Below are 21,795 nucleotides of genomic sequence, written 5' to 3'. Positions count from 1 at the left end.
CAGGCCTTGACGCCCACCAGGCTCAACAGCTGCCCATCCTCCCACATTTTGAAATGCATTCCAGCTGTGGGAGCGAGCCTGCTCGCGAAGGCGGCATTCTGGCCAATACAACTCTCAGGCCTTGACGCCCACCAGGCTCAACAACTGCCCATCCTTCACGCCAAACTGCCCCTGCAGCTCACTGCCATGGCGCCACTCGGTCGACAGATCGGTCAATAACCGCAGCCGCGCTTGCCCGGAGTGGGACCACTCGACTATTTCGGCATGCTCGAAGTAGAAACGCTGCCCGACGATGGGGTACAGCGCCTTGAACAGGCTTTCTTTCATCGAAAAAGTCAGGGTGACCAGCAATGCGCGGTCATCCTGCGGCGCGGTGGCCATGCGCAGCAGTTCCGCCGGGGTGAGGATTTCACCGGCCAGGCGCTCGGCGCGTTCGGGGTCGAGGAGGTTTTCCAGATCCATGCCCAGCCCTTGCCAATCCCGTTTTTGCGCGACGATTGCCGCGGCCCGGCCGGTGCTGTGGGTGATCGAGCCGCTGACATGGGCCGACCACACCGGGGCGCGGTCTTCGCCGATGGCCGGCACGTCGCCCTGACCGTCGAGCCGCAGCAACGCCGCCCGGGCGCAGATCCGCCCGGCGAGAAACTCCGCCTGACGCTTGGCTACCGAGCGCCGGATGCTCGCCGGAGGCTCGATGGCGCTGTTGGGAAAATCGTCAGCGACAAGCAACAGCGGATCGAAGCGAGTACTGAGCAGCACCGTATCGGGCAGGGCGTCAGGCAGCAGCCATTGGTCATCCAGGGGCGAACAGCAGGCGGGCAGGGCAGGGAGTGGGTTCATGCCGGGCATTTTGCCGGGTTGGCTTGCGCCTGGGTAGTGGGAGTGGCTTGAGCGGGATGGCTTTTGTGGCGAGGGAGCTTGCTCCCGCTGGGCGGGCTGGCGCTCCAGCGCGAAGCGGCCCTGAAATCTTGCGGTCGCTGCGCAACCGAGCGGGAGCAAGCTCCCTCGCCACGGGTGTTGGTTTCAGCTGAAAGACCCGCCGTCAGTTGAAAATCTTCTTGAAGAACTTCTGCATATCCGCCCACGACTTCTCGTCAGCTTCCTTGTTGTAAGCGATGTCCGGCCCACCATGTTCGCCATGGCCCAGGCGGTCGGCGTCGGGGTTGCTGAAGCCGTGCTTGGCGCCTTCCAGGCTGACAAACTTGTAGTCGGCGCCGGCCTTGTCCATCTCGCTCTTGAATGCGGTGACGTTGTCCTCGGTGACCATGCTGTCCAGCGCGCCGTGCTCCACCAGGATCCTGGCCTTGACGCTGCCGGGGGTGGCCGGCGTGTTGGTGACCAGCGCGCCGTGGAAGCTCACCACGCCGGCCAGTGGAACGCCTTGGCGCGCCGCGTCCAGCACCACCTTGCCGCCGAAGCAGTAGCCGATGGCGGCGAGTTTGTCCGGGTCGGTCTGCGGTTGTTTCTTCAACAGGTCGAGGCCGGCCTGGAAGCGCGCGCTGGCCGCCTTGCCATCCTTGAGCGCGGCCTGCATGAAGGCCAGGGCGTCCTTCGGATGCTCGGTGTTCTTGCCGTCGCCGTACATGTCGATGGCCAGGGCGCTGTAGCCCAGGCCGGCGAGGTCACGGGCGCGGCGCTTGGCATAGTCGTTCAGGCCCCACCATTCATGCACCACCACCACGCCGGGGCGCGGGCCTTTGACCGCGTCGTCATAGGCGTAGTAGCCGATCAGCTTCGTGCCGTCGGCACTGGTGTAGGGGATCTCCTGGGTCTGAATGGCGGCGTGGCTCGCGCCGCTCAAGGCCAGAAGTACAACAGCAAGCAACCTGCGCATGATCGATCTCCTTAAAAGTTTGTTGGAACAGACTAGCCGATTCATTCAGCCCAGGTTCAGAGAACGTTCAAGAGGGGTTCAGGGACCCCTGGATATCGTGGCTGCGACTTCACACAACCACCGCATCACAAGGAACCTGACCATGACTCATATGAAAAAACTGCTGCTGGCCTTCACCGTGCTGGGCGCCAGCGCCCTGGCCCATGCCGATGACAACTTCACCGGCCTGACCCTCGGCCAGACCAGCGACAAGGTCAAGAAATCCAATGCCCTGGACAGCGCGCTGAACAACCCGAACGCCGACGGTATCATCGGCAAGGACACCACCTACGGCCTGCGCCTGGGTCGGCAGAATGATCAGGGCCGCTACTACGCCACCTACGACAACGTATCGGGCACCCACAACGGAATCAAGCTGCGGCAGGAGAACCTGCTGGGCAGCTACGATCTGTTCTATCCGGTGACCGCCAGCACCAAATTGTTCGGAGGTGGCACGGCGGGGCTGACCAAGTTGACCCAGGATTCCCCAGGCTTCAGCCGCGACAGCGATATCGGCTATGCCGTTGGCCTGCAAGGCGGCGTGCTGCAGCAGATTTCGCAAAACACCTCGGTGGAACTGGGTTACCGTTACCTGCGCAGCAATGCCAGCACCGAGATGAGCCCGCGCGATGGCGCCAAGGTGGGATCGCTGGACCTGACCAGCAGCGCCCAGACCTACCTGTCCGCCAACTATACGTTCTAGGCGGCAGGGCAATGATGACGTGAAGCCGGATCGGCGCGTACGATCCGGCGCCTTTGGTTGGAAATTGGTTGTTTGATTCGCCTGGGAGAGGCCCATGAAACTATTGGTTGTCGAAGACGAAGCGTTGTTGCGCCACCACCTGCAAACCCGTCTCACCGACAGCGGCCATGTGGTCCAGGCCGTGGCCAATGCCGAGGAGGCCTTGTACCAGGTCGGCGAATTCAATCACGACCTGGCGGTGATCGACCTGGGCCTGCCGGGCATCAGCGGCCTGGAACTGATTCGCCGGTTGCGCTCGCAGGACAAGACCTTTCCGATCCTGATCCTGACCGCCCGCGGCAACTGGCAGGACAAGGTCGAAGGCCTGGCTGCCGGGGCCGATGACTACGTGGTGAAGCCGTTTCAGTTCGAAGAACTCGAAGCCCGGCTGAATGCACTGCTGCGTCGCTCCAGCGGTTTCACCCAATCGACCATCGTGGCCGGTCCGTTGTTGCTCGACCTCAACCGCAAGCAGGCGTCCCTCGGTGACGAGCCGCTGGCCTTGACCGCCTACGAATACCGCATCCTCGAGTACCTGATGCGCCATCACCAGCAGGTGGTCGCCAAGGATCGCCTGATGGAGCAGCTTTATCCCGATGACGACGAGCGCGATCCCAACGTGATCGAAGTGCTGGTCGGGCGCCTGCGCCGCAAACTGGAAGCCCCGGCCGGGTTCAAGCCGATCGATACCGTGCGTGGCCTGGGTTACCTGTTCAACGAGCGCTGCCAGTGATTCGTTCGCTGCGATTGCGGTTGATGCTGGCCGCCATGACCCTGGCGGTGCTGTTCATGCTGGCGTTGCTGCCGGCGATGCAGGGCGCCTTCAGCCTGGCCTTGCAGGAATCCATCGAGCAGCGCCTGGCTTCGGACGTGACCACGCTGATCTCCGCCGCCCGGGTCGAAAACAATCGCCTGAAGATGCCGGCGCAATTGCCCGATGAGCGCTTCAACCTCGCCGATGCCCGCCTGCTGGGCTACATCTATGATCGCGAGGGACGGTTGGTCTGGCGTTCGAAGGCGACCCAGGAAGAACACATCAATTACGCGCCGCGCTACGACGGGCTGGGCAACCAGTTTGCACGCATCCGCGAGGACAACGGCCAGGAGTTTTTCGTCTATGACGTCGAGGTCAAGCTGCTCGGGGGCCAGAGCGCGGCGTTCAGCATCGTCACCCTGCAGCCGGTGCACGATTACGAAATGACGCTGCAAGGCCTGCGAGAAAACCTTTACCTGGGGTTCGGCGCCGCGCTGGCGGTGCTGCTGGCGCTGTTATGGATCGGCCTGACCTGGGGCTTGCGGGCGTTGCGCCGTCTGAGCCAGGAGCTGGATGAGATCGAAACCGGCACCCGCGAAAGCCTCAGCACCGCGCATCCCCGCGAGCTGCTGCGCCTGACCGGCTCGCTCAACCGCCTGCTGCACAGCGAGCGTGAGCAGCGCAGCCGTTATCGGGACTCCCTCGATGACTTGGCGCACAGCCTCAAGACTCCGCTGGCGGTGCTGCAAGGCGTCAGCGAGGACATGGCCCGGCGTCCCGAGGACCGTGGGCAGGCCTGGGTACTGCAAACCCAGATCGAGCGCATGAGCCAGCAGATCGGCTACCAGTTGCAGCGCGCCAGCCTGCGCAAAAGCGGCCTGGTGCGCCATCAGGTGCCCTTGCGCCCGGTGTTGCAGAGCCTCTGCGACACGCTCGACAAGGTCTATCGCGACAAGCGCGTGCAGGTCGAATTCGACCTGCCGGAGGATTGCCAGGTGCCGATCGAGCAGGGCGCCTTGCTGGAGATGCTTGGCAACCTGCTGGAAAACGCCTATCGGCTGTGCCTGGGGCACGTGCGGGTGAGCGTGCACCAGACGCTCGGCGGGACGGAGTTGAGCATCGAGGACGATGGACCGGGCGTGCCACCGGACCAGCGTGCACGGATCCTGCAGCGGGGTGAACGGCTGGATCGCCAGCATCCGGGGCAGGGGATCGGCCTGGCGGTGGTAAAAGACATCATCGAGAGCTATGGCGCCCGGTTGACGCTGGGAGATTCAGAGCTGGGCGGGGCGGCGTTCCGGATTCATTTTTCGGTGGTTTGACTGGGATCCTTGGTGTTTGCACTGGCCCTGTGGCGAGGGAGCTTGCTCCCGCTCGAGTGCGCAGCGCTCGCAAGTTTTTAGGGCCGCTTCGCAGCCCAGCGGGAGCAAGCTCCCTCGCCACAGGAGCCAGTAGATACACAGAAGTTCGATGTCACCACTCAGTTCTCCTGCTCCCGATAAGCCCCCGGCGTCACCCCCGTCCACTTCTTGAACGCCCGATGAAACGCCGACGGTTCGGAGAACCCCAGCTGTTCGGCGATCTGCTGCAACGACAGGTCCGCGCGGCCCAGGTGGTAGATGGCGATATCCCGCCGCAACTGATCCTTGAGCTCCTGGAAGCTGGTGCCTTCCTCACGCAGATGCCGGCGCAGGGTCTGCGAGCTGATATGCAGATGCGCCGCGACCGTGTCCAGGTCCGGCCAGCGCGCCGTGTCGCGGCTGAGCAGGCGCCGCAATTGGCTGGTGAGGCTGTGGCCATCGTCCGGGCGCGAGAGCAGGTCGGCGGGGGAGCGTTCGAGAAAGTGCTTGAGGGTTCGCTCGTCCTGCAGCAACGGCATTTCCAGGTAGCGGGCATGGAATAACAAGCTGCTGCTTCGCGCCTCGAAGACCAAGGGGCAGGGGAACAGCAAGTCGTACTCCGCGCCGTGGCTTGGCCTGGCATAGCTGAACGTCGCTTGTTCCAGGCCGATCCGCTGGCCGATCAGCCAACTGCCGAGGCGATGCCAGATGACCAGCAGGCTTTCGGCCAGGAAGTGGTCGGGATCACGCAGTGTCGACTCGTCCAGGCTCAGCCTTACCCGTTCGCCTTCAGCTTCGAGGGTCAGGCTCGGGGCGTCGGGGAACAGGCTGTAGAACAACAGGCCGCGCTGCAGCGCCTTGCCCAGCGTCCGACAGTGGATCAACGTGTGGCACATCATGGCGAACGTCCCGGGTTTACTCGGTGCCCGGCCAAATCCCAGGTATTCGTCCGTCAATGCGACCCACAGCGCCTGCAACAGGCGGGCGAATTGCTCGGGGGCGATTCGCGCGCGCGGCTCGTCCAGCAGCTCCGGGCTGATCCCCAGTTGCTGCAGCAGGGGAACGTAGTCGAACCCCTGGCGACGCGCGCCACCCAGGGCGGCGCGGGCGAAGTGGCTGGCGATGGTGCGTTGGCGCATGGCACAAATCCGTCCGTTGAGCGGACGAATGGTAACAGGGCGTCGGGGCTCGACAAGGCGGATATCCGCCAAATCCAGGAACGTGACGCGAGAGGTTGGCGGAAAACCGCCAAGTTTGGGCGTGCGTTTAATCTCCAGGTAGTAAGCAAACGCCGTCTGCCCCGGCACTTGTAGGACGTTTCGTAAAAATGGCACGGGCCTTGCGATGCCATACACAGGTCTGCCGCGTGCAGCCGACAAAAAACAAATCCCTCCAGTGCAGGAGGGTTCGCAATTGAGGTGTCGTGGACAACAGGTGGATGTTGTCACACGGGACTCTTGAGGAAGGTTTGCCATGACGACTCGTCAGCCACTGTACAAATCCCTGTATTTCCAGGTGATCGTAGCCATTGCCATCGGCATTCTGCTCGGCCACTTCTACCCGCAGACCGGCGTTGCCCTCAAGCCGTTCGGTGACGGGTTCATCAAACTGATCAAGATGGTCATCGCCCCGATCATTTTCTGTACCGTCGTCAGCGGCATCGGCGGCATGCAGAACATGAAGTCGGTCGGCAAGACCGGCGGCTATGCACTGCTCTATTTCGAAATCGTTTCCACCATTGCCCTGCTGATCGGCCTGGTCGTGGTCAACGTCGTGCAGCCGGGCAACGGCATGCACATCGACGTGTCGACCCTGGACACCAGCAAGATCGCCGGCTTCATCAATGCCGGTAAAGACCAGAGCATCGTTGCCTTCATCCTCAACGTGATCCCGAACACCATCGTCGGCGCCTTCGCCAATGGCGACATCCTGCAAGTGCTGATGTTCTCGGTGCTCTTCGGTTTCGCCCTGCATCGCCTGGGTGCCTACGGCAAGCCGGTGCTGGACTTCATCGATCGCTTCGCTCACGTCATGTTCATCATCATCAACATGATCATGAAGCTCGCGCCGATCGGTGCGTTCGGTGCCATGGCCTTCACCATCGGCGCCTACGGTGTCGGTTCGCTGGTGCAACTGGGCCAGTTGATGATCTGCTTCTACATCACCTGCGTGGTGTTCGTGCTGGTGGTGCTGGGCGCCATCTGCCGCGCCCACGGCTTCAGCGTGATCAAGCTGATCCGCTACATCCGTGAAGAACTGCTGATCGTACTGGGCACCTCCTCGTCGGAATCGGCCCTGCCACGCATGCTGATCAAGATGGAGCGCCTGGGTGCCAAGAAGTCCGTGGTGGGCCTGGTAATCCCGACTGGCTACTCGTTCAACCTCGACGGTACTTCGATCTACCTGACCATGGCTGCGGTGTTTATCGCTCAGGCCACCGACACCCCGATGGACATCACGCATCAGATCACCCTGTTGCTGGTGCTGCTGTTGTCCTCCAAAGGTGCTGCCGGCGTAACCGGTAGCGGCTTCATCGTACTGGCGGCCACCCTGTCGGCCGTGGGCCACCTGCCGGTTGCCGGCCTGGCGCTGATCCTCGGCATCGACCGCTTCATGTCCGAAGCTCGCGCGCTGACCAACCTGGTCGGTAACGCCGTTGCTACCATCGTGGTTGCCAAGTGGGTCAAGGAACTGGACGAAGACCAGTTGCAGACCGAGCTGGCTTCCGGTGGTCGCGGTATCTCCGACGTGCGTGAAGATGACGAGCAGATCGCGCAAGCGCAGATTGTCGCGGCTGAATCCGCTGCTCCAGGCGCTGTGAAGTAAGCTTCAGGCTGCAATGAAAAACCCGCTTCGGCGGGTTTTTTGTTGGTTCTTGAATGTGAAGCAGGCATGCCTCTGTGGCGAGGGAGCTTGCTCCCGCTGGGTTGCGCAGCAACCCCAGAATATATCTGCCACCGCATGGCTTCAGGTCATACGCAGGGGACTGCTGCGCAACCCAGCGGGAGCAAGCTCCCTCGCCACGACAGCCCTCGCGCTGAGCGGATTTGTCAGCCCGAACGACATCCCCGGTAATTGCCCCATCGCCAGCCCCTGCCTAGTCTTGAACGCACCATTCAAGCGGAGATCGCCCATGCAAGGCCCACTGGCATCGCTCAAGGTTCTGGATTTTTCCACCCTGCTGCCCGGCCCGTTCGCCTCGTTGTTGCTGGCGGACATGGGCGCCGAGGTGCTGCGCATCGAATCGCCGGAGCGTCCTGACCTGCTGCGGATATTGCCGCCCCATGACCAGGGCACCTCGGCCAGCCATGCCTACCTCAACCGCAACAAGCGCAGCCTGGCCCTGGACCTCAAGCAGCCGGCGGCACTGGAGATCATCAAGCGGTTGCTGGACGACCACGACATCCTGCTGGAACAGTTCCGCCCCGGCGTGATGGAGCGGCTGGGCCTGGGTTACGAAGCCTTGAAGGCGATCAATCCCCGGCTGATCTACGTGTCGATCACCGGTTATGGCCAGACCGGCCCGTTCAAGGATCGCGCCGGCCATGACATCAACTACCTGGCCCTGGCCGGGCTGGCGAGCCACACCGGTCGGGCCGACAGCGGGCCGCTGCCGCTGGGTATCCAGGCGGCGGACATCGCCGGCGGTTCGCTGCACGGGGTGATCGGCCTGCTGGCGGCGGTCATTGCTCGCCAGCAGAGCGGGCAGGGCCAGCACCTGGACGTGAGCATGACCGGCTGCGTCTTCAGCCTGAACGCACTGGCCGGCGCCGGTTACCTGGCCTGCGGTGTGAAACCGGGGTGGGAAAACCATGCGTTGAACGGTGGCAGTTTTTATGATTACTACCGCACGCGGGATGGTCGCTGGATGTCGGTGGGCAGTCTCGAGCCAGGGTTCATGCAGGCACTGTGCGCGGCCTTGGGGCGGCCGGAGCTCGCCGCCCAAGGCCTGGCGCCCGAGCAGCAGCAACGGCTCAAAGAACAATTGCGATCCGAATTCGAGAAGCGCGATTTTGCTGACCTTTGCGCGTTATTCGCCGAGGTGGATGCCTGCGTCGAACCAGTGCTGGAGCTGGACGAAGCGCTTGAGCATCCGCAGTTGAAGGCCAGGCATCTGGTCACCCAGGTGCCCCGTGGCGACGGGTCGAGCCAGGCGCAGATGGCGTGCCCGTTGAAGTTTTCCGAAGGCTTGCCCGAGCCTCGGCATATAGGCGCGAGGCTGGGGGCGCATACGGAGCAGGTGTTGCGGGAGTTGGGGTTCAGTGATGAGCGGATTGCCCGGCTGCGGGATGACCGGGTGGTTGTGTAGCGTGCTTTCTGGCCTCATCGCGAGCAAGCTCGCTCCCACAATGGATCTGCGGCGTTCACAAAATCCCCTGTGGGAGCGAGCTTGCTCGCGATGAGGCCGGCCAAGACACGACTAATCCAGGCTACTCGACTCGCGTTTCTCCACTGAACACCAAAGTATTACGACAACTTCGACACAAGTACCGCCGCCCCTGGCGGACCAGGCTGTGGCGCTGTGCGGTAAAGGGGAAGTCGCTGCCGTCGCACGGGCACTTGTAGATGTAGCGGGTGGCGGTGCGGCGTTTTATCTCGTAGGTGTGGCAACGGTTGGGCGGCAGTTCGTAGACCCCGCGCATGATCAGTTGCCATTCCTCGCCATGGGCCTGGATGCGGTCGCCAAACAACTGATGGGCGATCAGGTGCGCGACTTCGTGGGCAACGGTCTGCTTGAGGAAGTCGTCGGCGTTTTCCCGGTACAGCTGGGGATTGAAACGCAGCAGGTTTTCATGAAGGTGTGCGACACCGGCCTTCTGGCCGCGCAACTTGAGGCTGACCACCGGGCGTTTGAAAGAACGTTTGAAAAAGGATTCGGCTTGTTGGTAACACTCTTCGACGCGGGTATTGAGTTGCTCGAGCATGCTTTACGGGTCTCCAGAAAGCCGAGTATGCCGCAAGCGCTGGCCGTTGCGAATCGCCCAGCTGCCCAGCGGTCGTTTCGCCGGCGCCAGGCAAAGGAAGGCCGCCTTGCGGCGGCCTGTGTTGGCAGATCGTCTTTTTTCTCGGAGGGCTTGTGCAAGCCTTCAGTTGGTATAGACCGGACCCACGCCCAATCCCCAGACAATGACCGTGAACGCCATGATGGCGACCAGCACGACCAGGCCGACGGCCAGCACCGAGCTGGAAAACAGGAAGCCTTCGTCCTGCGGGATGTTCATGAACGTCGGCAAACCCACGTACAACAGGTAGACCGTGTAGCAGATCGCCGCGGTGCCGACGATCATCCCCAGCCACATGTGCGGGTAGAGCGCTGCCAGCCCGCCAATGAACAACGGCGTCGCGGTGTAGGTGGCGAACGCGACACAACGGGCCAGGCTCGGGTTGGCGTCATAGGTGCGGGCCATCCAGTGGATGAACGCGCCCATCACCGCCACGCCGCCCAACATCGCGAGGTACGACATGATGGTCATCCACAGCGCGCTTTCCAGGGTGAGCATGACCGGTGGGCGATTGCCGATGACCCATCCCACCTGCGTGGTGCCGATGAACGCCGACACCGCCGGGATAGCCGCGAGGATCAGCGTGTGGGTGAGGTACATGTGGCTGATGCTTTCCTCCTGATCGCCACGGATTTCCTTCCATTCTTGATCAGGGTGGGTAAAGAGCCCCACGACATGATGGATCATAGTCAGTCACTCCTTTGTTATTGCCATCGCCCCCCAACGGAGCGCCTACGGGCCAAAGGGCCGAGTAAGTAAAGGTCTGTAAGTGTGTGCGACCTTATGCCGCAGTATAGAAAGGAGTGACCGCCAGGGGGATGGGCGGCTTAGAGCAAATCGCGCTGTAACGAAGCGGCTTAATCGCGACCTGATCTGTGCGCTGTACGCTATGCCAGGCAAATCCGCCCCGTGGCGAGGGAGCTTGCTCCCGCTCGGCTGCGAAGCAGACGCCAACAGGGTAGTCCCAGAGGGTCGCTTCGCAACCCAGCGGGAGCAAGCTCCCTCGCCACGAAGGGCGGTGCCACGGGAGGGATTTTTGCGTAAAATGCCGGCCTTTCGTCACACCTCACGGATTTCGCGTCATGGGCACTCTCACGGTCAACCAGAACAAACTGCAAAAGCGCCTGCGCCGCCTGGCCGGTGAGGCCGTCGCCGATTTCAACATGATCGAGGATGGCGACAAGGTCATGGTCTGCCTGTCCGGCGGCAAGGACAGTTACACCTTGCTCGACGTGCTTATGCATTTGCAGAAGGTTGCGCCGATCAAGTTCGACATCGTTGCCGTGAACATGGACCAGAAGCAGCCGGGCTTTCCCGAGCACGTGCTGCCGGCCTACCTCGAATCGTTGGGCGTTGAATATCACATCGTCGAGAAAGACACCTATTCGGTGGTCAAGGAACTGATCCCCGAAGGCAAGACCACCTGTTCGCTGTGCTCGCGCCTGCGCCGTGGAACGCTCTATACCTTCGCTGATCAGATCGGCGCGACCAAGATGGCCCTGGGTCACCACCGCGACGACATCGTCGAGACCTTCTTCCTCAACATGTTCTACAACGGCTCGCTCAAGGCCATGCCGCCCAAGCTGCGCGCCGACGACGGGCGCAACGTGGTGATCCGTCCGCTGGCCTATTGCAGCGAGAAGGACATCCAGGCCTATTCGGATTTCAAGCAGTTCCCGATCATTCCCTGCAACCTGTGCGGCTCCCAGGAAAACCTGCAACGCCAGGTGGTCAAGGAGATGCTCCAGGAATGGGAGCGCAAGACCCCGGGCCGTACCGAGAGCATTTTTCGGGGCCTGCAAAACGTCATTCCGTCGCAACTGGCGGACCGCAACCTGTTCGACTTCGCCAACCTGCGCATCGACGAAAGCGCCACGCCGCGGTTCGTCAATGTGGTGAATCTCTGACGCTATCGACAGCTTGCATTCACGGCGCTTGCAAGCGCCGTTTTCATTTCAATCCCAGGAGAGGGCATGCGCGATTACAAGTGGCTGCACGAGTATTGTCTGAACCGTTTCGGTTCGGCGGCTGAATTGGAAGCCCACCTGCCTGTACCCAAGACCCCGGCGCAACTGCGCAAGATCAGCGATGATCGCTACCTCTCGACCATGGCGCTGCGAGTATTTCGCGCCGGGCTCAAGCACAGCCTGGTCGATGCGAAATGGCCGGCGTTCGAAGAGGTGTTTTTCAGGTTCGCCCCGGAAAAGGTTGTGCTGATGAGCGCCGAGCACCTGGAGCGGCTGATGCAGGATGCACGGATCATCCGCCACCTGGGCAAGCTCAAGAGCGTGCCGCGCAACGCGCAGCTGGTGCTGGATGTGGCCCATAAAAAGGGCAGCTTCGGTGCGATGATCGCCGATTGGCCGGTGACCGATATCGTCGGCTTGTGGACCTACCTGAAAAAACACGGCCATCAGTTGGGCGGCCTGTCGGCGCCGCGTTTCCTGCGGATGATGGGCAAGGATACGTTCGTGCCCAGCTATGACGTCGTAGCGGCGCTCAACGCCCAGGACATCATCGATAAAGTCCCGACCAGCCAGCGGGACCTGGCGACGGTGCAGAATGCGTTCAACCAGTGGCATGAAGAGAGTGGCGGGCGGCCGCTGAGCCAGATCTCGATGATGCTGGCTTATACCGTGAATCATTGAGACCGCGTCCCTCCTTTCGCGAGCAGGCTCGCTCCCACACTGGATCTGTGGTGTTCACAAATCCCCTGTGGGAGCGAGCCTGCTCGCGAAGGCGGTTTCTCAGGCGACGGAGATATCGCCCTCGCCAGCCAAACGCCGGTTCAACTGGAAACGCCAGCGCACATACAGCAATGCCGAGCAGAACAGCGCCACGCTCGCCGCCATCTCCAGCAGGCCGAATAATTGCCGGTTCGGATCGTAGGCCGCCAGCGCGCCCTTGATGAAATACAGATTCACCACGAAGCACATCCACGAATGCCCGCGCGCGCTGCCGCTGAGCATGCCTGGCGCGAGTATCAGCAGTGGCACCAGTTCGATCAGCAGAATCACCCAGGGGCGCGCGCCGTGCAGGTCGGCGATCAGCAGGTAATACCCGCTGAGCAGCCCCACCAAGCCGAAAAAGCACAGCAGGCTGAGGTTACGGGCGATGTGCACACGCGGCTCCAGCCACTCGATCGGCGGCAGGATCTTCGGCTTCTTAGCCACGGCCGTTCTCCAGCAACAAAGCGGTTTTTGCCAGGCGCAGGCCCAAGGCGCGGCACAGGGCGACTTCGTGTTCATTCAAGCCGCTTTTACCGTCGGCGCCGGCGTGGTGGCTCGGGCCGTAGGGTGTGCCGCCGCCCTGGGTGTCGATCAGGGCCGACTCGCTGTAGGGCAGGCCGGTGATCAGCATGCCGTGGTGCAGCAGTGGCAGCATCATCGACAACAGCGTGGTTTCCTGGCCGCCATGCAGGCTCGCGGTGGAGGTGAACACCCCGGCCGGCTTGCCCACCAGGGCGCCGGTCAGCCACAGGTTGCTGGTGCCGTCGAGGAAGTATTTGAGCGGCGCGGCCATGTTGCCGAAGCGGGTCGGACTGCCCAGGGCCAGGCCGGCGCAGTTCTTCAGATCATCGAGGCTGGCGTAAAGCGGGCCCTGTTCGGGGATATCCGGCGCCACCGCCTCGCACTCGGTGGAAATCGCCGGCACCGTGCGCAACCTGGCTTCAAGCCCGGCCTGCTCGACGCCGCGGGCGATCTGGCGGGCCATTTCGTTGGTAGAGCCACTGCGGCTGTAATACAGCACCAGGATATAGGGCGTGCTCACGGCAGGATCTCCAGGATTTTCTCCGGTGGGCGACCGATCACCGCTTTGTCGCCGACTTCGAGAATCGGCCGTTCCATCAGTTTCGGGTGGGCGGCGATGGCGGCGATCAACTGCGCCTGGCTCAGGCTTTCGTCAGCCAGGTCCAGGGTCTTGTATTCATCTTCGCCGGTGCGCAACAACTGGCGTGCCTCAATGCCGAGCTTGCCCAGCAGCCGCTCCAGCTGCGCAGCGTCCAGCGGGGTTTCGAGGTAGCGGACCACGGTTGGCGCCAGGCCACGGGCTTGCAACAGTTCCAGCGCACCGCGGGATTTCGAGCAGCGCGGGTTGTGATAAAGCGTCAGATCAGTCATGAGCGGGTCGCATCTTGCGTAAGGTGGCGGCTATTCTACTGTGCTGCGAGGCCCCTAGCACCTGATGGGTCGCGCAGCTGTCCACATTCAGACAAGGATCGGCACATGGCAAGGCGATTGGCGGCGGCACTGACATTCATCGGCTTTTTATTGCTCGGCGGCTGCGGCAACGATTACGGCGTGGACCAGAACGGTCAGCCGATTGCCGCGCAGCGGCTGGACAAACAATGGCTGGTGCTCAACTACTGGGCCGAGTGGTGCGCGCCGTGTCGCACTGAAATCCCCGAATTTAATGCCTTGGCCGAACAGCTCAAGGGACGCAACGTAGGTGTCTTCGGGGTCAACTTCGATCAGGTGCAAGGCGAAGAACTCAAGAGTGCCAGCGAGAAGCTGGGCATCCGCTTCACCGTACTGGCCCGGGATCCGGCCGAGTTCTTTGATGTCCCGCGCAGTGAAGGCCTACCGGTGACGTACATCATCGACACCCAGGGCAAGGTGCGTGAACAATTGCTGGGAGAGCAGACGGCGGCGGCGGTAATGGCCAGGCTGGAGGCGTTGCAGGCGCTGAAATAGCCTGATTGGGAATAGGCACTTTGTGGCGAGGGGATAGATCCCCTCGCCACAGGCAGAAGCGGGTTGACCTGGGCCTCAACCCTCTTCCAACCACCACCGCAACGGCTTGCCCTGGGCCGGCCAGAAACGGGTCTGGCCGATGGGCGACACGTCCCAGCGTTCGACCTTCTCCAGCGCCTGCAAGAAACGCGTCTCTTGCTCCATCAACGCCGGGGCGCAGAGTTTGCGGGTGCTGCCGATCCTGCCGAAACTCAAGCGGTCACCTTCCAGGGTGTAGGGCGAAAACCAGTGGTTGCAGCCGGCATTGCCGTAGGCACGACCGTCATCGTCGAGGGTGATGGTCAGGTGGCTGTAATCCATCAACGGCCGCTCGCCGATCCATTCGAGGATGTAGCTGCGGTTGGGTTGCAGTTGCACCGGATCGGCGGCGCAGCCCATCAGGCCGGCGCCCATCAGCGTGGCCAGGACCAGATGTTTCATCAGGCGGCTTCCTGGCATTTCGGGCACCGGTGTTTCTCCCCGTCGGTCGTCCAGCCCAGCTCGGCAATGCGTGCGCTGGCGGCCGGTTTCTGGGCCTTGGTGCCGAGCTTGGCATCGACGGCGAACTCGAAGCTCAGTTCCTTGGCGCATTGGTCGCACTTGACCTGCCAGGTGTGGATCGCCAGTTCACCGAACACCGGACCGGTGGTCATGGCGGTCCATTGGCCGATCGGCTTGAGCAGATGGCGAACGGTGTCGACGGTCAGGCGCATGGAAAGGTCCTTGCTGCCCTTGAGGGTGACGAGCAATACATCGTTGGCCTGGATCGAGCCGCCATTGCCGGTGACCTGGTAACGGCCCGGCGCCAGGGCGCGGACCTCGGTCAAGGTGTGCTGCGGGTTCATCAGGGTGTAGCGAAAATCGTGTTCGGCCATGGGTCCTCCAGATAGGCGCGACATGCTAGCACGGGGGCTGGCTTGGGCATCGCCTACAAGCGGGGCGGGCCGACGAAATCCCCCTGTGGGAGCGAGCCTGCTCGCGAAAGCGGCGCCTCAGTCGATCGACGTGTGGCTGACACACCGTCTTCGCGAGCAGGCTCGCTCCCACAGGGGATATGTCAGCCATCCACCAGGTTCTGCGGAGCGCCAGCCGCCCAGGCGGCGATGTTGTCGAGGGTGGTGGTGGCAATCGCGGCCAGTGCTTCGCGAGTCAGGAACGCCTGGTGTGCGGTCACCACGACATTGGGAAAGGTCAGCAGCCGCGCGAGCACGTCGTCCTGCAACGGCAGGTCGGAGCGGTCCTCGAAGAACAATTCGGCCTCTTCCTCGTAGACATCCAGACCCAGGTAACCCAGCTGGCCGCTTTTCAGCGCTTCGATCAGTGCCGGCGTATCCACCAGGCCGCCGCGTCCGGTGTTGATCAGCATGGCGCCGCGTTGCAGGGTTGCCAGGGAATGAGCATTGATCAGGTGTCGGCTCTGGTCGTTGAGCGGGCAGTGCAGGCTGATGATCTGCGCCTGCGCCAGCAGATCGGCCAGAGGCAGGTAGCGGGCCCCCAAGGCTTCGACCTGAGGGTTGGGGAACGGGTCGTAGGCCAGCAACTGGCAACCGAAACCGGCCATGATCCGGGCGAAGGTCGCGCCGATCTGTCCTGTGCCGACCACGCCCACGGTCTTGCCCACCAGGTCGAAGCCAGTCAACCCATTCAGGCTGAAATTGCCGTCCCGGGTGCGGTTGCAGGCGCGGTGCAGGCAGCGGTTCAAGGCCATGATCAATGCCACCGCATGTTCAGCCACCGCATGGGGCGAGTAGGCCGGCACCCGGGCGATGCTCAGCCCCAGACGCTTGGCGGCGGGCAGGTCGACATGGTTGAAGCCGGCCGAGCGCAGGGCAATCAGCCGGGTGCCGCCGGCCGCGAGTCGTTCCAGCACCGGCGCGCTCAGGTCGTCGTTGATGAAGGCGCACACCACCTCGCACCGTTCGGCCAGGGCCACGGTGTCCAGGCTCAGGCGTGCCGGCTGGAATTGCAATTCAAGGCCGGCGGGTACGGCGGCCTTGCTGAAACTGTCACGATCGTAGGTCTGGCTGCTGAATAGAATTGCACGCATGGCGGCCTCCTGGCGCTGGGATGAACCGAGCTTAACAGCCATTGCGCCGGTGACCATTGCGCTGGGTCAGGCGCTGATGCGCGCCTCGCTGGCCAGCCTGTGGATGGCACGGTCCAGGTCTTCCAGGGCCGCGGCAGCCCGCGGGTCTTGCTGCTTGAGCAAGGTTTCGCTGCGCTGGCAGGCCGCGCGCAGTTGCGGTACGCCGCAATAGCGCGTGGCCCCGTGCAGGCGGTGGACCCGTTCGATCACGGCATTGTGGTCGTTGGCCTCGCTGGCCTGGCGGATCGCTTCGCGGTCGGCTTCAAGGGAGGCGAGCAGCATCGCCAGCATGTCCGCCGCCAGATCGGCCTTGCCAGCGGCCAGGCGCAGGCCTTCCTCGTGGTCGAGCACCAGCAGCTCGCTGCTGCCTTGGGCATCAGCGCCCCGATCCGGGGTCTGGTTGCGCAGCGCCAGGCCGGTCCACTTGAGTACGACCTGGGCCAATTGCCGCTCGCTGATGGGCTTGGTCAGGTAGTCGTCCATGCCGCTTTGCAACAGGGCCCGCTTCTCGTTGGCCATGGCGTGGGCGGTGAGGGCGACGATCGGCAGTGGCGTGCAATGCCGCTCGCTTTCCCATTGGCGGATCGCTTCGGTGCTCTGGCGGCCATCCATGCCGGGCATCTGTACGTCCATCAGGACCAGGTCGAAGGTTTCCTTCTGCACGGCCTTGACCGCCGCGTAACCACTTTCCACCGCTAGCACCCGGGCGCCCATGTCTTCGAGCAGGGTCTGCACCAGCAGCAGGTTGGCCGGGTTGTCGTCCACGCACAACACTTTTGGCGCGCGGCTGGCCACCGGTTCATTGGGTTCGTTGCGGGTCGGGCGCGGGTTGACCAGGTCGGAAAGCGACCGGCGCAGCTTGCGGGTGCAGGCCGGCTTGGCCTGCAACTGACTGTGAGGGTTGGGCACCGAGAGATGGAACAGCGTCTGTTCGGTGGTGGGGCACAGCACCAGCACCTTGCAGCCCAGGTGTTCGAGGTCCCAGATGTGCTGGTTTAGACGCTCCGGCGGCATGTCGTTGCTGGTGATGCCGAGTACGGCCAGGTCAATCGCCTGGTCCGTCTGGTGGGCGACGGTGACGCCGTTGGTCAGGTTTTCCAGGGTATTGAACGGCGTCACCTGCAAACCGCAGTCTTCCAGCTGGTGCTGCAAGGCCTGGCGGGCCAGCTCGTGATTTTCCAGAACCGCCACGCGGCGCCCCAGCAGCGGCGGGCCGGGCAGGTCTTCGGCGTCGTCACGGGTCTTGGGCAGGCGCAGGCTGATCCAGAACTCCGAGCCTTCGCCCGGCGTGCTGTCGACGCCGATCTCACCGCCCATCTGTTCCACCAGTCGCTTGGAAATCACCAGGCCCAGACCGGTCCCGCCGGGCTGCCGGGACAAGGAGTTGTCGGCCTGGCTGAAGGCCTGGAACAGCGCCCGCACGTCCTGGCTGGACAGGCCGATGCCGGTGTCCTGGATGCTGATGCGCAACTGCACGCTGTCTTCGTGCTCATCTTCGAGCATGGCGCGGGCGACGATGGTGCCTTCACGGGTGAACTTGATGGCGTTGCTCACCAGGTTGGTGAGGATCTGCTTGAGCCGCAGCGGGTCACCCACCAGCGACAACGGCGTGTCGCGGTAGACCAGGCTCACCAGCTCCAGCTGTTTGGCGTGGGCGGCGGGGGCGAGGATGGTCAGGGTGTCCTGCAGCAGGTCCCGCAAATTGAAGGGGATGCTGTCGAGCACCAGCTTGCCGGCCTCGATCTTCGAGAAGTCGAGAATCTCGTTGATGATGCCGAGCAGGCTATCGGCGGATTTTTCGATGGTGCCCAGATAGTCGAGCTGGCGCGGGGTCAGCTCGCTTTTCTGCAATAAATGGGTGAAACCGAGGATGCCGTTGAGCGGCGTGCGGATTTCATGACTCATGTTCGCGAGGAATTCGGACTTGATCCGGCTCGCTTCGAGCGCTTCCTTGCGGGCCAGGTCCAGTTCGATGTTCTGGATCTCGATGGTTTCCAGGTTCTGGCGCACGTCTTCGGTGGCCTGGTCGATGCTGTGCTGCAATTCTTCCTGGGCATTCTGCAAGGTACCGGCCATGCGATTGATACCCGACGCCAGCTCATCCAGCTCCTGGCTGCCCAACGGTGGCAGGCGGGTTTCCAGATGCCCGTCCTTGAGCTGCGCCACGGCCTGCTTGATCTGGCTCAGCGGTCGATTGATGGTGCGGCCCATGCGCAGGGCCAGCAGCGCGGTGCAACCCAGGCCGGCGGCGATCAGCAACAGGCTGGCGAACAGGCTGCGGTAACCGCGCAGCAACATGCCGCTGTGGGACAGCTCCAGCTCGACCCAGCCCAGCAGGCGATCGGCTTCTTCGGGAATCAGTTCGCCAGCCAGGTTGCGATGCTTGCCGAACACCGGCAGCAGATAGCGTGTGGCATCGTTGCCGGTGCGTTGCAGCAGTTGGCTGCTGTTGCCCTCCGGCGCCCGGTTGAGCATGGTCGGGCCGGCATGGGCGAGCGGTGTGCGGTCGGGTGCGAGGAAGGTCACCGCGCGAACGTCGGCTTGCTCGAGGGACTGGGTGGCGACGCGTTCCAGCAGCTCGATGTCCTGGCGGCTCATGGCCGGAGCGACCAGCGGGGCCAGTTGTTCGGCGATCATTTCACCGCGTTGCAGCAACTGAGCGTGCAGGTCCGATTGCTGCATCCAGGTGAAATAACCGCCCAGGACCAGCGCCATCAAGGTGGTCGGCAGCAGGGTGAGCAGCAGCACACGGCCTTTGATTCCCAGTTTCTTGAGCACACTTGTCTCCTGCATCCAGCGGTCCGATTGAGCTTTGCGCGCATCCGGCGCGCAACATCTGCGCAGTGTAGCGATTTGCAGGCGAGCCTTGTTCGTAAAATTCATGTCCTCGCGCATCCCGACCGACTGGCCATCTGCCGTGGCGATACACGGCGGTTGCCTGTCGGGAGCCGATCTTGAATAATCGTTCAACTGAGAATTGTTTGCAGATACTGATGAATCCCATCCCCGCTGTACCGCCGCGCATCCTTGCCATCGAAGACGACCCCGTGCTGGGCGCTTATGTCCATGAGCATCTGGCCCGCAGCGGCTTCGAAGTGACCTGGTGCCAGAACGGCCACGATGGCCTGGACATCGCCTGCCGGCAGGCGTTCGACGTGGTGTTGATGGACATCCTGCTGCCCGGGCTGGATGGCCTCGCGGTGCTGACCCGTTTGCGCCTGAGTCATTCGACCCCGGTGTTGCTGATGTCTGCCCTGGGCGCGGAAGCGGATCGCATCAGCGGCTTTCGCCTCGGCGCCGACGATTACCTGCCCAAACCGTTCAGCATGGCGGAGTTGCGCGTGCGCATCGAGGCCATCCTGCGCCGAGTGGCGCTGGATCGGCGCCCGGCTCAAATGATGACTCTGCCCCAGGCGCAGGACCTGGACTTTGATGAGCAACGCAGCGATGTACAGGTCCAGGGCCAATGGGCAGGGCTGACGCGCAGCGAATACCGTTTGCTCGACGTCCTGCACCGCAGCGACAGTGAAGTCCTGAGCAAGGCCTTCCTCTATCAGCATGTGTTGCAGCGCGGCTATGCACCGCATGATCGCAGCCTGGACATGCATGTCAGCCAGATCCGCCGCAAGCTCAAGTCTATCGGCTACACCGCGCGGGAGCTGCGCACGGTGTGGGGCAAGGGCTACGTGTTGAGTGCCGTCGATGAAGTGGTCTGATCTGCCTGGGCGGCACTCGTTGTTCTGGAAACTGGCATGCCTGCTGGTGGCGTTCTGTCTGCTGATGATCTGGCTGAGCTGGTCCTGGGGCCGTTATATGGAGGAGCGCAACCAGTTTCTCTCGGACCAGGCCCGCGGCACCCTCACGCGTTACGCCGCCGAGGCCGAGCACGCCTGGCGTTCCGGTCGACAGGTGGGGGTGGACCGCTGGTTGCAAGGCATGCCGCCGCGCGAGGCAAGCTGGGTGGGGGTGATCGGCCCCGACCTGCAATCGTTGAGCGGGCAGCCGTTGACCGAGAAAGAGGTCGAGCGGCTGACCTTCCTCCGTGGTCTGGATTGGCCGATCCACAAGAAGGGGCGACCGTGGCTGCGGGTGCCGTTCCCCGGCGACCCGTCCGTCGGCAGCCTGGTGATCGAACTGCCCGAGCGTTTCCTGCCGGGGCAGTACCAGTTGTTCTGGCGTGTGATGACCAACGGCGTGATCCCCGGACTGTTCACCCTGTTGCTCTGTGTCGGGCTGTATCGCCTGCTGGTGGTGCCGCTCAATCAACTGCGCGAACAGGCCAATGCCTGGCGGGCCGATCAGTTGGGCGTGCGCCTGTCCAGCCGCACCACCGAGCGTGCCGATGAACTGGGCGAGCTGGGCCGCGCGTTCGATCACATGTCCGAGCGGTTGCAATCGACCGTCGCGCTGCAACAACAACTGCTCCGCGACCTGTCCCATGAGCTGCGCACGCCGCTGAGTCGCCTGCAAGTCGCCAGCGACAGCGAGCAGGACCTGGACCAATTGCGCGAGCGCGTCGCCCGGGAAGTCGAAGGCATGCAGCGATTAATCGAGGACACCCTGCAACTGGCCTGGCTCGACACCGAACGCGCGCCGTTGGCGGTCGAGGCGATCCAGGTTCAGGCCTTGTGGGAAATGCTCACGGAAAACGCCTGTTACGAAAGCGGCTGGCCCAGCGCTCAACTGCAATGCGCGGTCGATGCCGAGTGCTGGGTCCAGGGCAACCTCAATACCTTGGCGCAGGCTTTGGAAAATATCCTGCGCAACGCCATCCGGCACTCGCCGCCCGGCGGCGTGGTGCGGCTGGACGGTCGACGTGAGGGCGGCTTCTGGCTGCTGTGGCTTGAAGACGACGGCGGTGGCGTGGCCGAGCAGGATCTTGAGCGTATTTTCGACCCGTTCACCCGTCTCGATGGCTCTCGCCCGGGAGACGGCGGTTTCGGGCTGGGGCTGAGCATTGCCCGTAATGCGCTGGCGCGCCAGGGTGGGCGGCTGTGGGCGCAGAACGGCAGGAAGGGCTTGCGGTTGAACCTGCGTCTGGTCGCCACTCAAGCAGCCACCGCCCCCGTGGCGAGGGAGCTTGCTCCCGCTGGGGCGCGCAGCGGCCCCCTGCAACCTGCCTGACACCACCAAACCCGAATTGGGGCGACTTCGTCACCCAGCGGGAGCAAGCTCCCTCGCCACGTGAGTGCGTTTGGGCTGGAGCTGCTTATTCCCATAAGCCATAACCACCACACTTTGCGTGATATGGCCTCGCCCGGTTT

22 protein-coding genes are annotated in these 21,795 nt (G+C 63.1%); 10 read left to right on the top strand and 12 right to left on the bottom strand.

Annotation, left to right across the window (positions count from 1 at the left end):
* Positions 1 to 114 precede the first annotated feature (114 nt).
* Positions 115 to 840, bottom strand: coding sequence for a 4'-phosphopantetheinyl transferase family protein (locus M1E16_RS20645; RefSeq protein WP_458128260.1), 726 nt, complete (start codon positions 838 to 840; stop codon positions 115 to 117).
* A gap of 202 nt (positions 841 to 1,042) precedes the next feature.
* On the bottom strand, positions 1,043 to 1,834 hold the full coding sequence (locus M1E16_RS20640) for a dienelactone hydrolase family protein (RefSeq protein ID WP_458128259.1): 792 nt from the start codon (positions 1,832 to 1,834) through the stop codon (positions 1,043 to 1,045).
* 142 nt (positions 1,835 to 1,976) lie between these two features.
* Between M1E16_RS20640 and M1E16_RS20635 the strand changes: the two genes are divergently transcribed.
* The 3 genes from M1E16_RS20635 to M1E16_RS20625 all read left to right on the top strand — a co-directional run bounded on the left by M1E16_RS20635 (position 1,977) and on the right by M1E16_RS20625 (position 4,691).
* Entirely contained in the window at positions 1,977 to 2,576 is a 600-nt protein-coding gene (locus M1E16_RS20635; protein WP_458128258.1) for a hypothetical protein, read from the top strand.
* Between the two features lie 94 nt (positions 2,577 to 2,670).
* Entirely contained in the window at positions 2,671 to 3,348 is a 678-nt protein-coding gene (locus M1E16_RS20630) for a response regulator (RefSeq protein ID WP_434572398.1), read from the top strand.
* Positions 3,345 to 4,691, top strand: a complete 1,347-nt coding sequence (locus M1E16_RS20625; RefSeq protein WP_434629018.1) for an ATP-binding protein — start codon at positions 3,345 to 3,347, stop codon at positions 4,689 to 4,691. Before M1E16_RS20630 ends, M1E16_RS20625 begins: the two co-directional genes overlap by 4 nt.
* Positions 4,692 to 4,849: 158 nt before the next feature.
* Here the strand turns inward: M1E16_RS20625 and M1E16_RS20620 are convergent, their stop codons facing one another.
* Positions 4,850 to 5,848: an AraC family transcriptional regulator gene (locus tag M1E16_RS20620; RefSeq protein ID WP_458128257.1), complete on the bottom strand. Its 999-nt coding sequence runs from the start codon at positions 5,846 to 5,848 to the stop codon at positions 4,850 to 4,852.
* Positions 5,849 to 6,182: 334 nt separating this feature from the next.
* Here M1E16_RS20620 and M1E16_RS20615 point away from each other — a divergent pair, with 334 nt between their 5' ends.
* Both M1E16_RS20615 and M1E16_RS20610 read left to right on the top strand, forming a co-directional pair.
* Complete coding sequence (locus M1E16_RS20615; RefSeq protein WP_305499392.1) at positions 6,183 to 7,535, top strand: dicarboxylate/amino acid:cation symporter; 1,353 nt, start codon at positions 6,183 to 6,185, stop codon at positions 7,533 to 7,535.
* A 307-nt stretch (positions 7,536 to 7,842) separates the two neighbouring features.
* Positions 7,843 to 9,018: a CaiB/BaiF CoA transferase family protein gene (locus M1E16_RS20610; RefSeq protein WP_458128256.1), complete on the top strand. Its 1,176-nt coding sequence runs from the start codon at positions 7,843 to 7,845 to the stop codon at positions 9,016 to 9,018.
* 121 nt (positions 9,019 to 9,139) lie between these two features.
* Here the strand turns inward: M1E16_RS20610 and M1E16_RS20605 are convergent, their stop codons facing one another.
* On the bottom strand, positions 9,140 to 9,634 hold the full coding sequence (locus M1E16_RS20605) for a SprT family zinc-dependent metalloprotease (RefSeq protein ID WP_458128255.1): 495 nt from the start codon (positions 9,632 to 9,634) through the stop codon (positions 9,140 to 9,142).
* 162 nt (positions 9,635 to 9,796) lie between these two features.
* Positions 9,797 to 10,399, bottom strand: a complete 603-nt coding sequence (locus M1E16_RS20600; protein WP_305499396.1) for a Yip1 family protein — start codon at positions 10,397 to 10,399, stop codon at positions 9,797 to 9,799.
* 395 nt (positions 10,400 to 10,794) lie between these two features.
* Here M1E16_RS20600 and ttcA point away from each other — a divergent pair, with 395 nt between their 5' ends.
* Positions 10,795 to 11,619 (top strand): tRNA 2-thiocytidine(32) synthetase TtcA, encoded by an 825-nt coding sequence (gene ttcA, locus M1E16_RS20595; protein WP_305499398.1) that lies wholly within the window; start codon positions 10,795 to 10,797, stop codon positions 11,617 to 11,619.
* A gap of 66 nt (positions 11,620 to 11,685) precedes the next feature.
* Positions 11,686 to 12,360 carry a DNA-3-methyladenine glycosylase I gene (locus tag M1E16_RS20590; protein WP_458128254.1) on the top strand — a complete coding sequence of 225 codons (675 nt, stop codon included), beginning with the start codon at positions 11,686 to 11,688 and terminating at the stop codon, positions 12,358 to 12,360.
* Positions 12,361 to 12,459: 99 nt separating this feature from the next.
* Here the strand turns inward: M1E16_RS20590 and M1E16_RS20585 are convergent, their stop codons facing one another.
* Genes M1E16_RS20585 through arsC form a run of 3 tightly spaced genes read right to left on the bottom strand, consistent with a single transcriptional unit; the run spans position 12,460 to position 13,833 of the window.
* Complete coding sequence (locus tag M1E16_RS20585; RefSeq protein WP_458128253.1) at positions 12,460 to 12,885, bottom strand: DUF2069 domain-containing protein; 426 nt, start codon at positions 12,883 to 12,885, stop codon at positions 12,460 to 12,462.
* Positions 12,878 to 13,483 (bottom strand): NAD(P)H:quinone oxidoreductase, encoded by a 606-nt coding sequence (wrbA, locus tag M1E16_RS20580; protein ID WP_434572410.1) that lies wholly within the window; start codon positions 13,481 to 13,483, stop codon positions 12,878 to 12,880. The genes M1E16_RS20585 and wrbA overlap by 8 nt, the downstream gene beginning before the upstream one ends.
* Positions 13,480 to 13,833: an arsenate reductase (glutaredoxin) gene (gene arsC / locus M1E16_RS20575; RefSeq protein WP_434629033.1), complete on the bottom strand. Its 354-nt coding sequence runs from the start codon at positions 13,831 to 13,833 to the stop codon at positions 13,480 to 13,482. Before arsC ends, wrbA begins: the two co-directional genes overlap by 4 nt.
* Positions 13,834 to 13,938: 105 nt before the next feature.
* On the opposite strand from arsC, the gene M1E16_RS20570 reads away from it, so the two are divergent.
* Positions 13,939 to 14,406: a TlpA family protein disulfide reductase gene (locus M1E16_RS20570; protein WP_434601582.1), complete on the top strand. Its 468-nt coding sequence runs from the start codon at positions 13,939 to 13,941 to the stop codon at positions 14,404 to 14,406.
* Positions 14,407 to 14,481: 75 nt separating this feature from the next.
* Here the strand turns inward: M1E16_RS20570 and M1E16_RS20565 are convergent, their stop codons facing one another.
* From M1E16_RS20565 to M1E16_RS20550, 4 genes are all read right to left on the bottom strand, one after another.
* A complete protein-coding gene (locus M1E16_RS20565; RefSeq protein ID WP_458128252.1) occupies positions 14,482 to 14,886 on the bottom strand; it encodes an META domain-containing protein in 405 nt (134 codons plus the stop codon).
* Positions 14,886 to 15,320 (bottom strand): hypothetical protein, encoded by a 435-nt coding sequence (locus tag M1E16_RS20560; RefSeq protein WP_434572413.1) that lies wholly within the window; start codon positions 15,318 to 15,320, stop codon positions 14,886 to 14,888. Before M1E16_RS20560 ends, M1E16_RS20565 begins: the two co-directional genes overlap by 1 nt.
* A gap of 182 nt (positions 15,321 to 15,502) precedes the next feature.
* Entirely contained in the window at positions 15,503 to 16,492 is a 990-nt protein-coding gene (locus M1E16_RS20555) for a 2-hydroxyacid dehydrogenase (RefSeq protein WP_434629041.1), read from the bottom strand.
* Positions 16,493 to 16,558: 66 nt separating this feature from the next.
* Positions 16,559 to 19,309, bottom strand: coding sequence for a response regulator (locus M1E16_RS20550; protein WP_458128251.1), 2,751 nt, complete (start codon positions 19,307 to 19,309; stop codon positions 16,559 to 16,561).
* 215 nt (positions 19,310 to 19,524) lie between these two features.
* Here M1E16_RS20550 and M1E16_RS20545 point away from each other — a divergent pair, with 215 nt between their 5' ends.
* On the top strand, positions 19,525 to 20,247 hold the full coding sequence (locus M1E16_RS20545) for a response regulator transcription factor (RefSeq protein ID WP_458128250.1): 723 nt from the start codon (positions 19,525 to 19,527) through the stop codon (positions 20,245 to 20,247).
* Positions 20,234 to 21,655 carry a histidine kinase sensor domain-containing protein gene (locus M1E16_RS20540; RefSeq protein ID WP_458128249.1) on the top strand — a complete coding sequence of 474 codons (1,422 nt, stop codon included), beginning with the start codon at positions 20,234 to 20,236 and terminating at the stop codon, positions 21,653 to 21,655. Before M1E16_RS20545 ends, M1E16_RS20540 begins: the two co-directional genes overlap by 14 nt.
* The last annotated feature ends 140 nt before the right edge of the window (positions 21,656 to 21,795 follow it).

The organism is Pseudomonas sp. Z2-11 (assembly GCF_054161305.1).
Note: the sequence above shows the minus strand (reverse complement) of the source record. Positions and strands in the feature narration are given on the sequence as shown.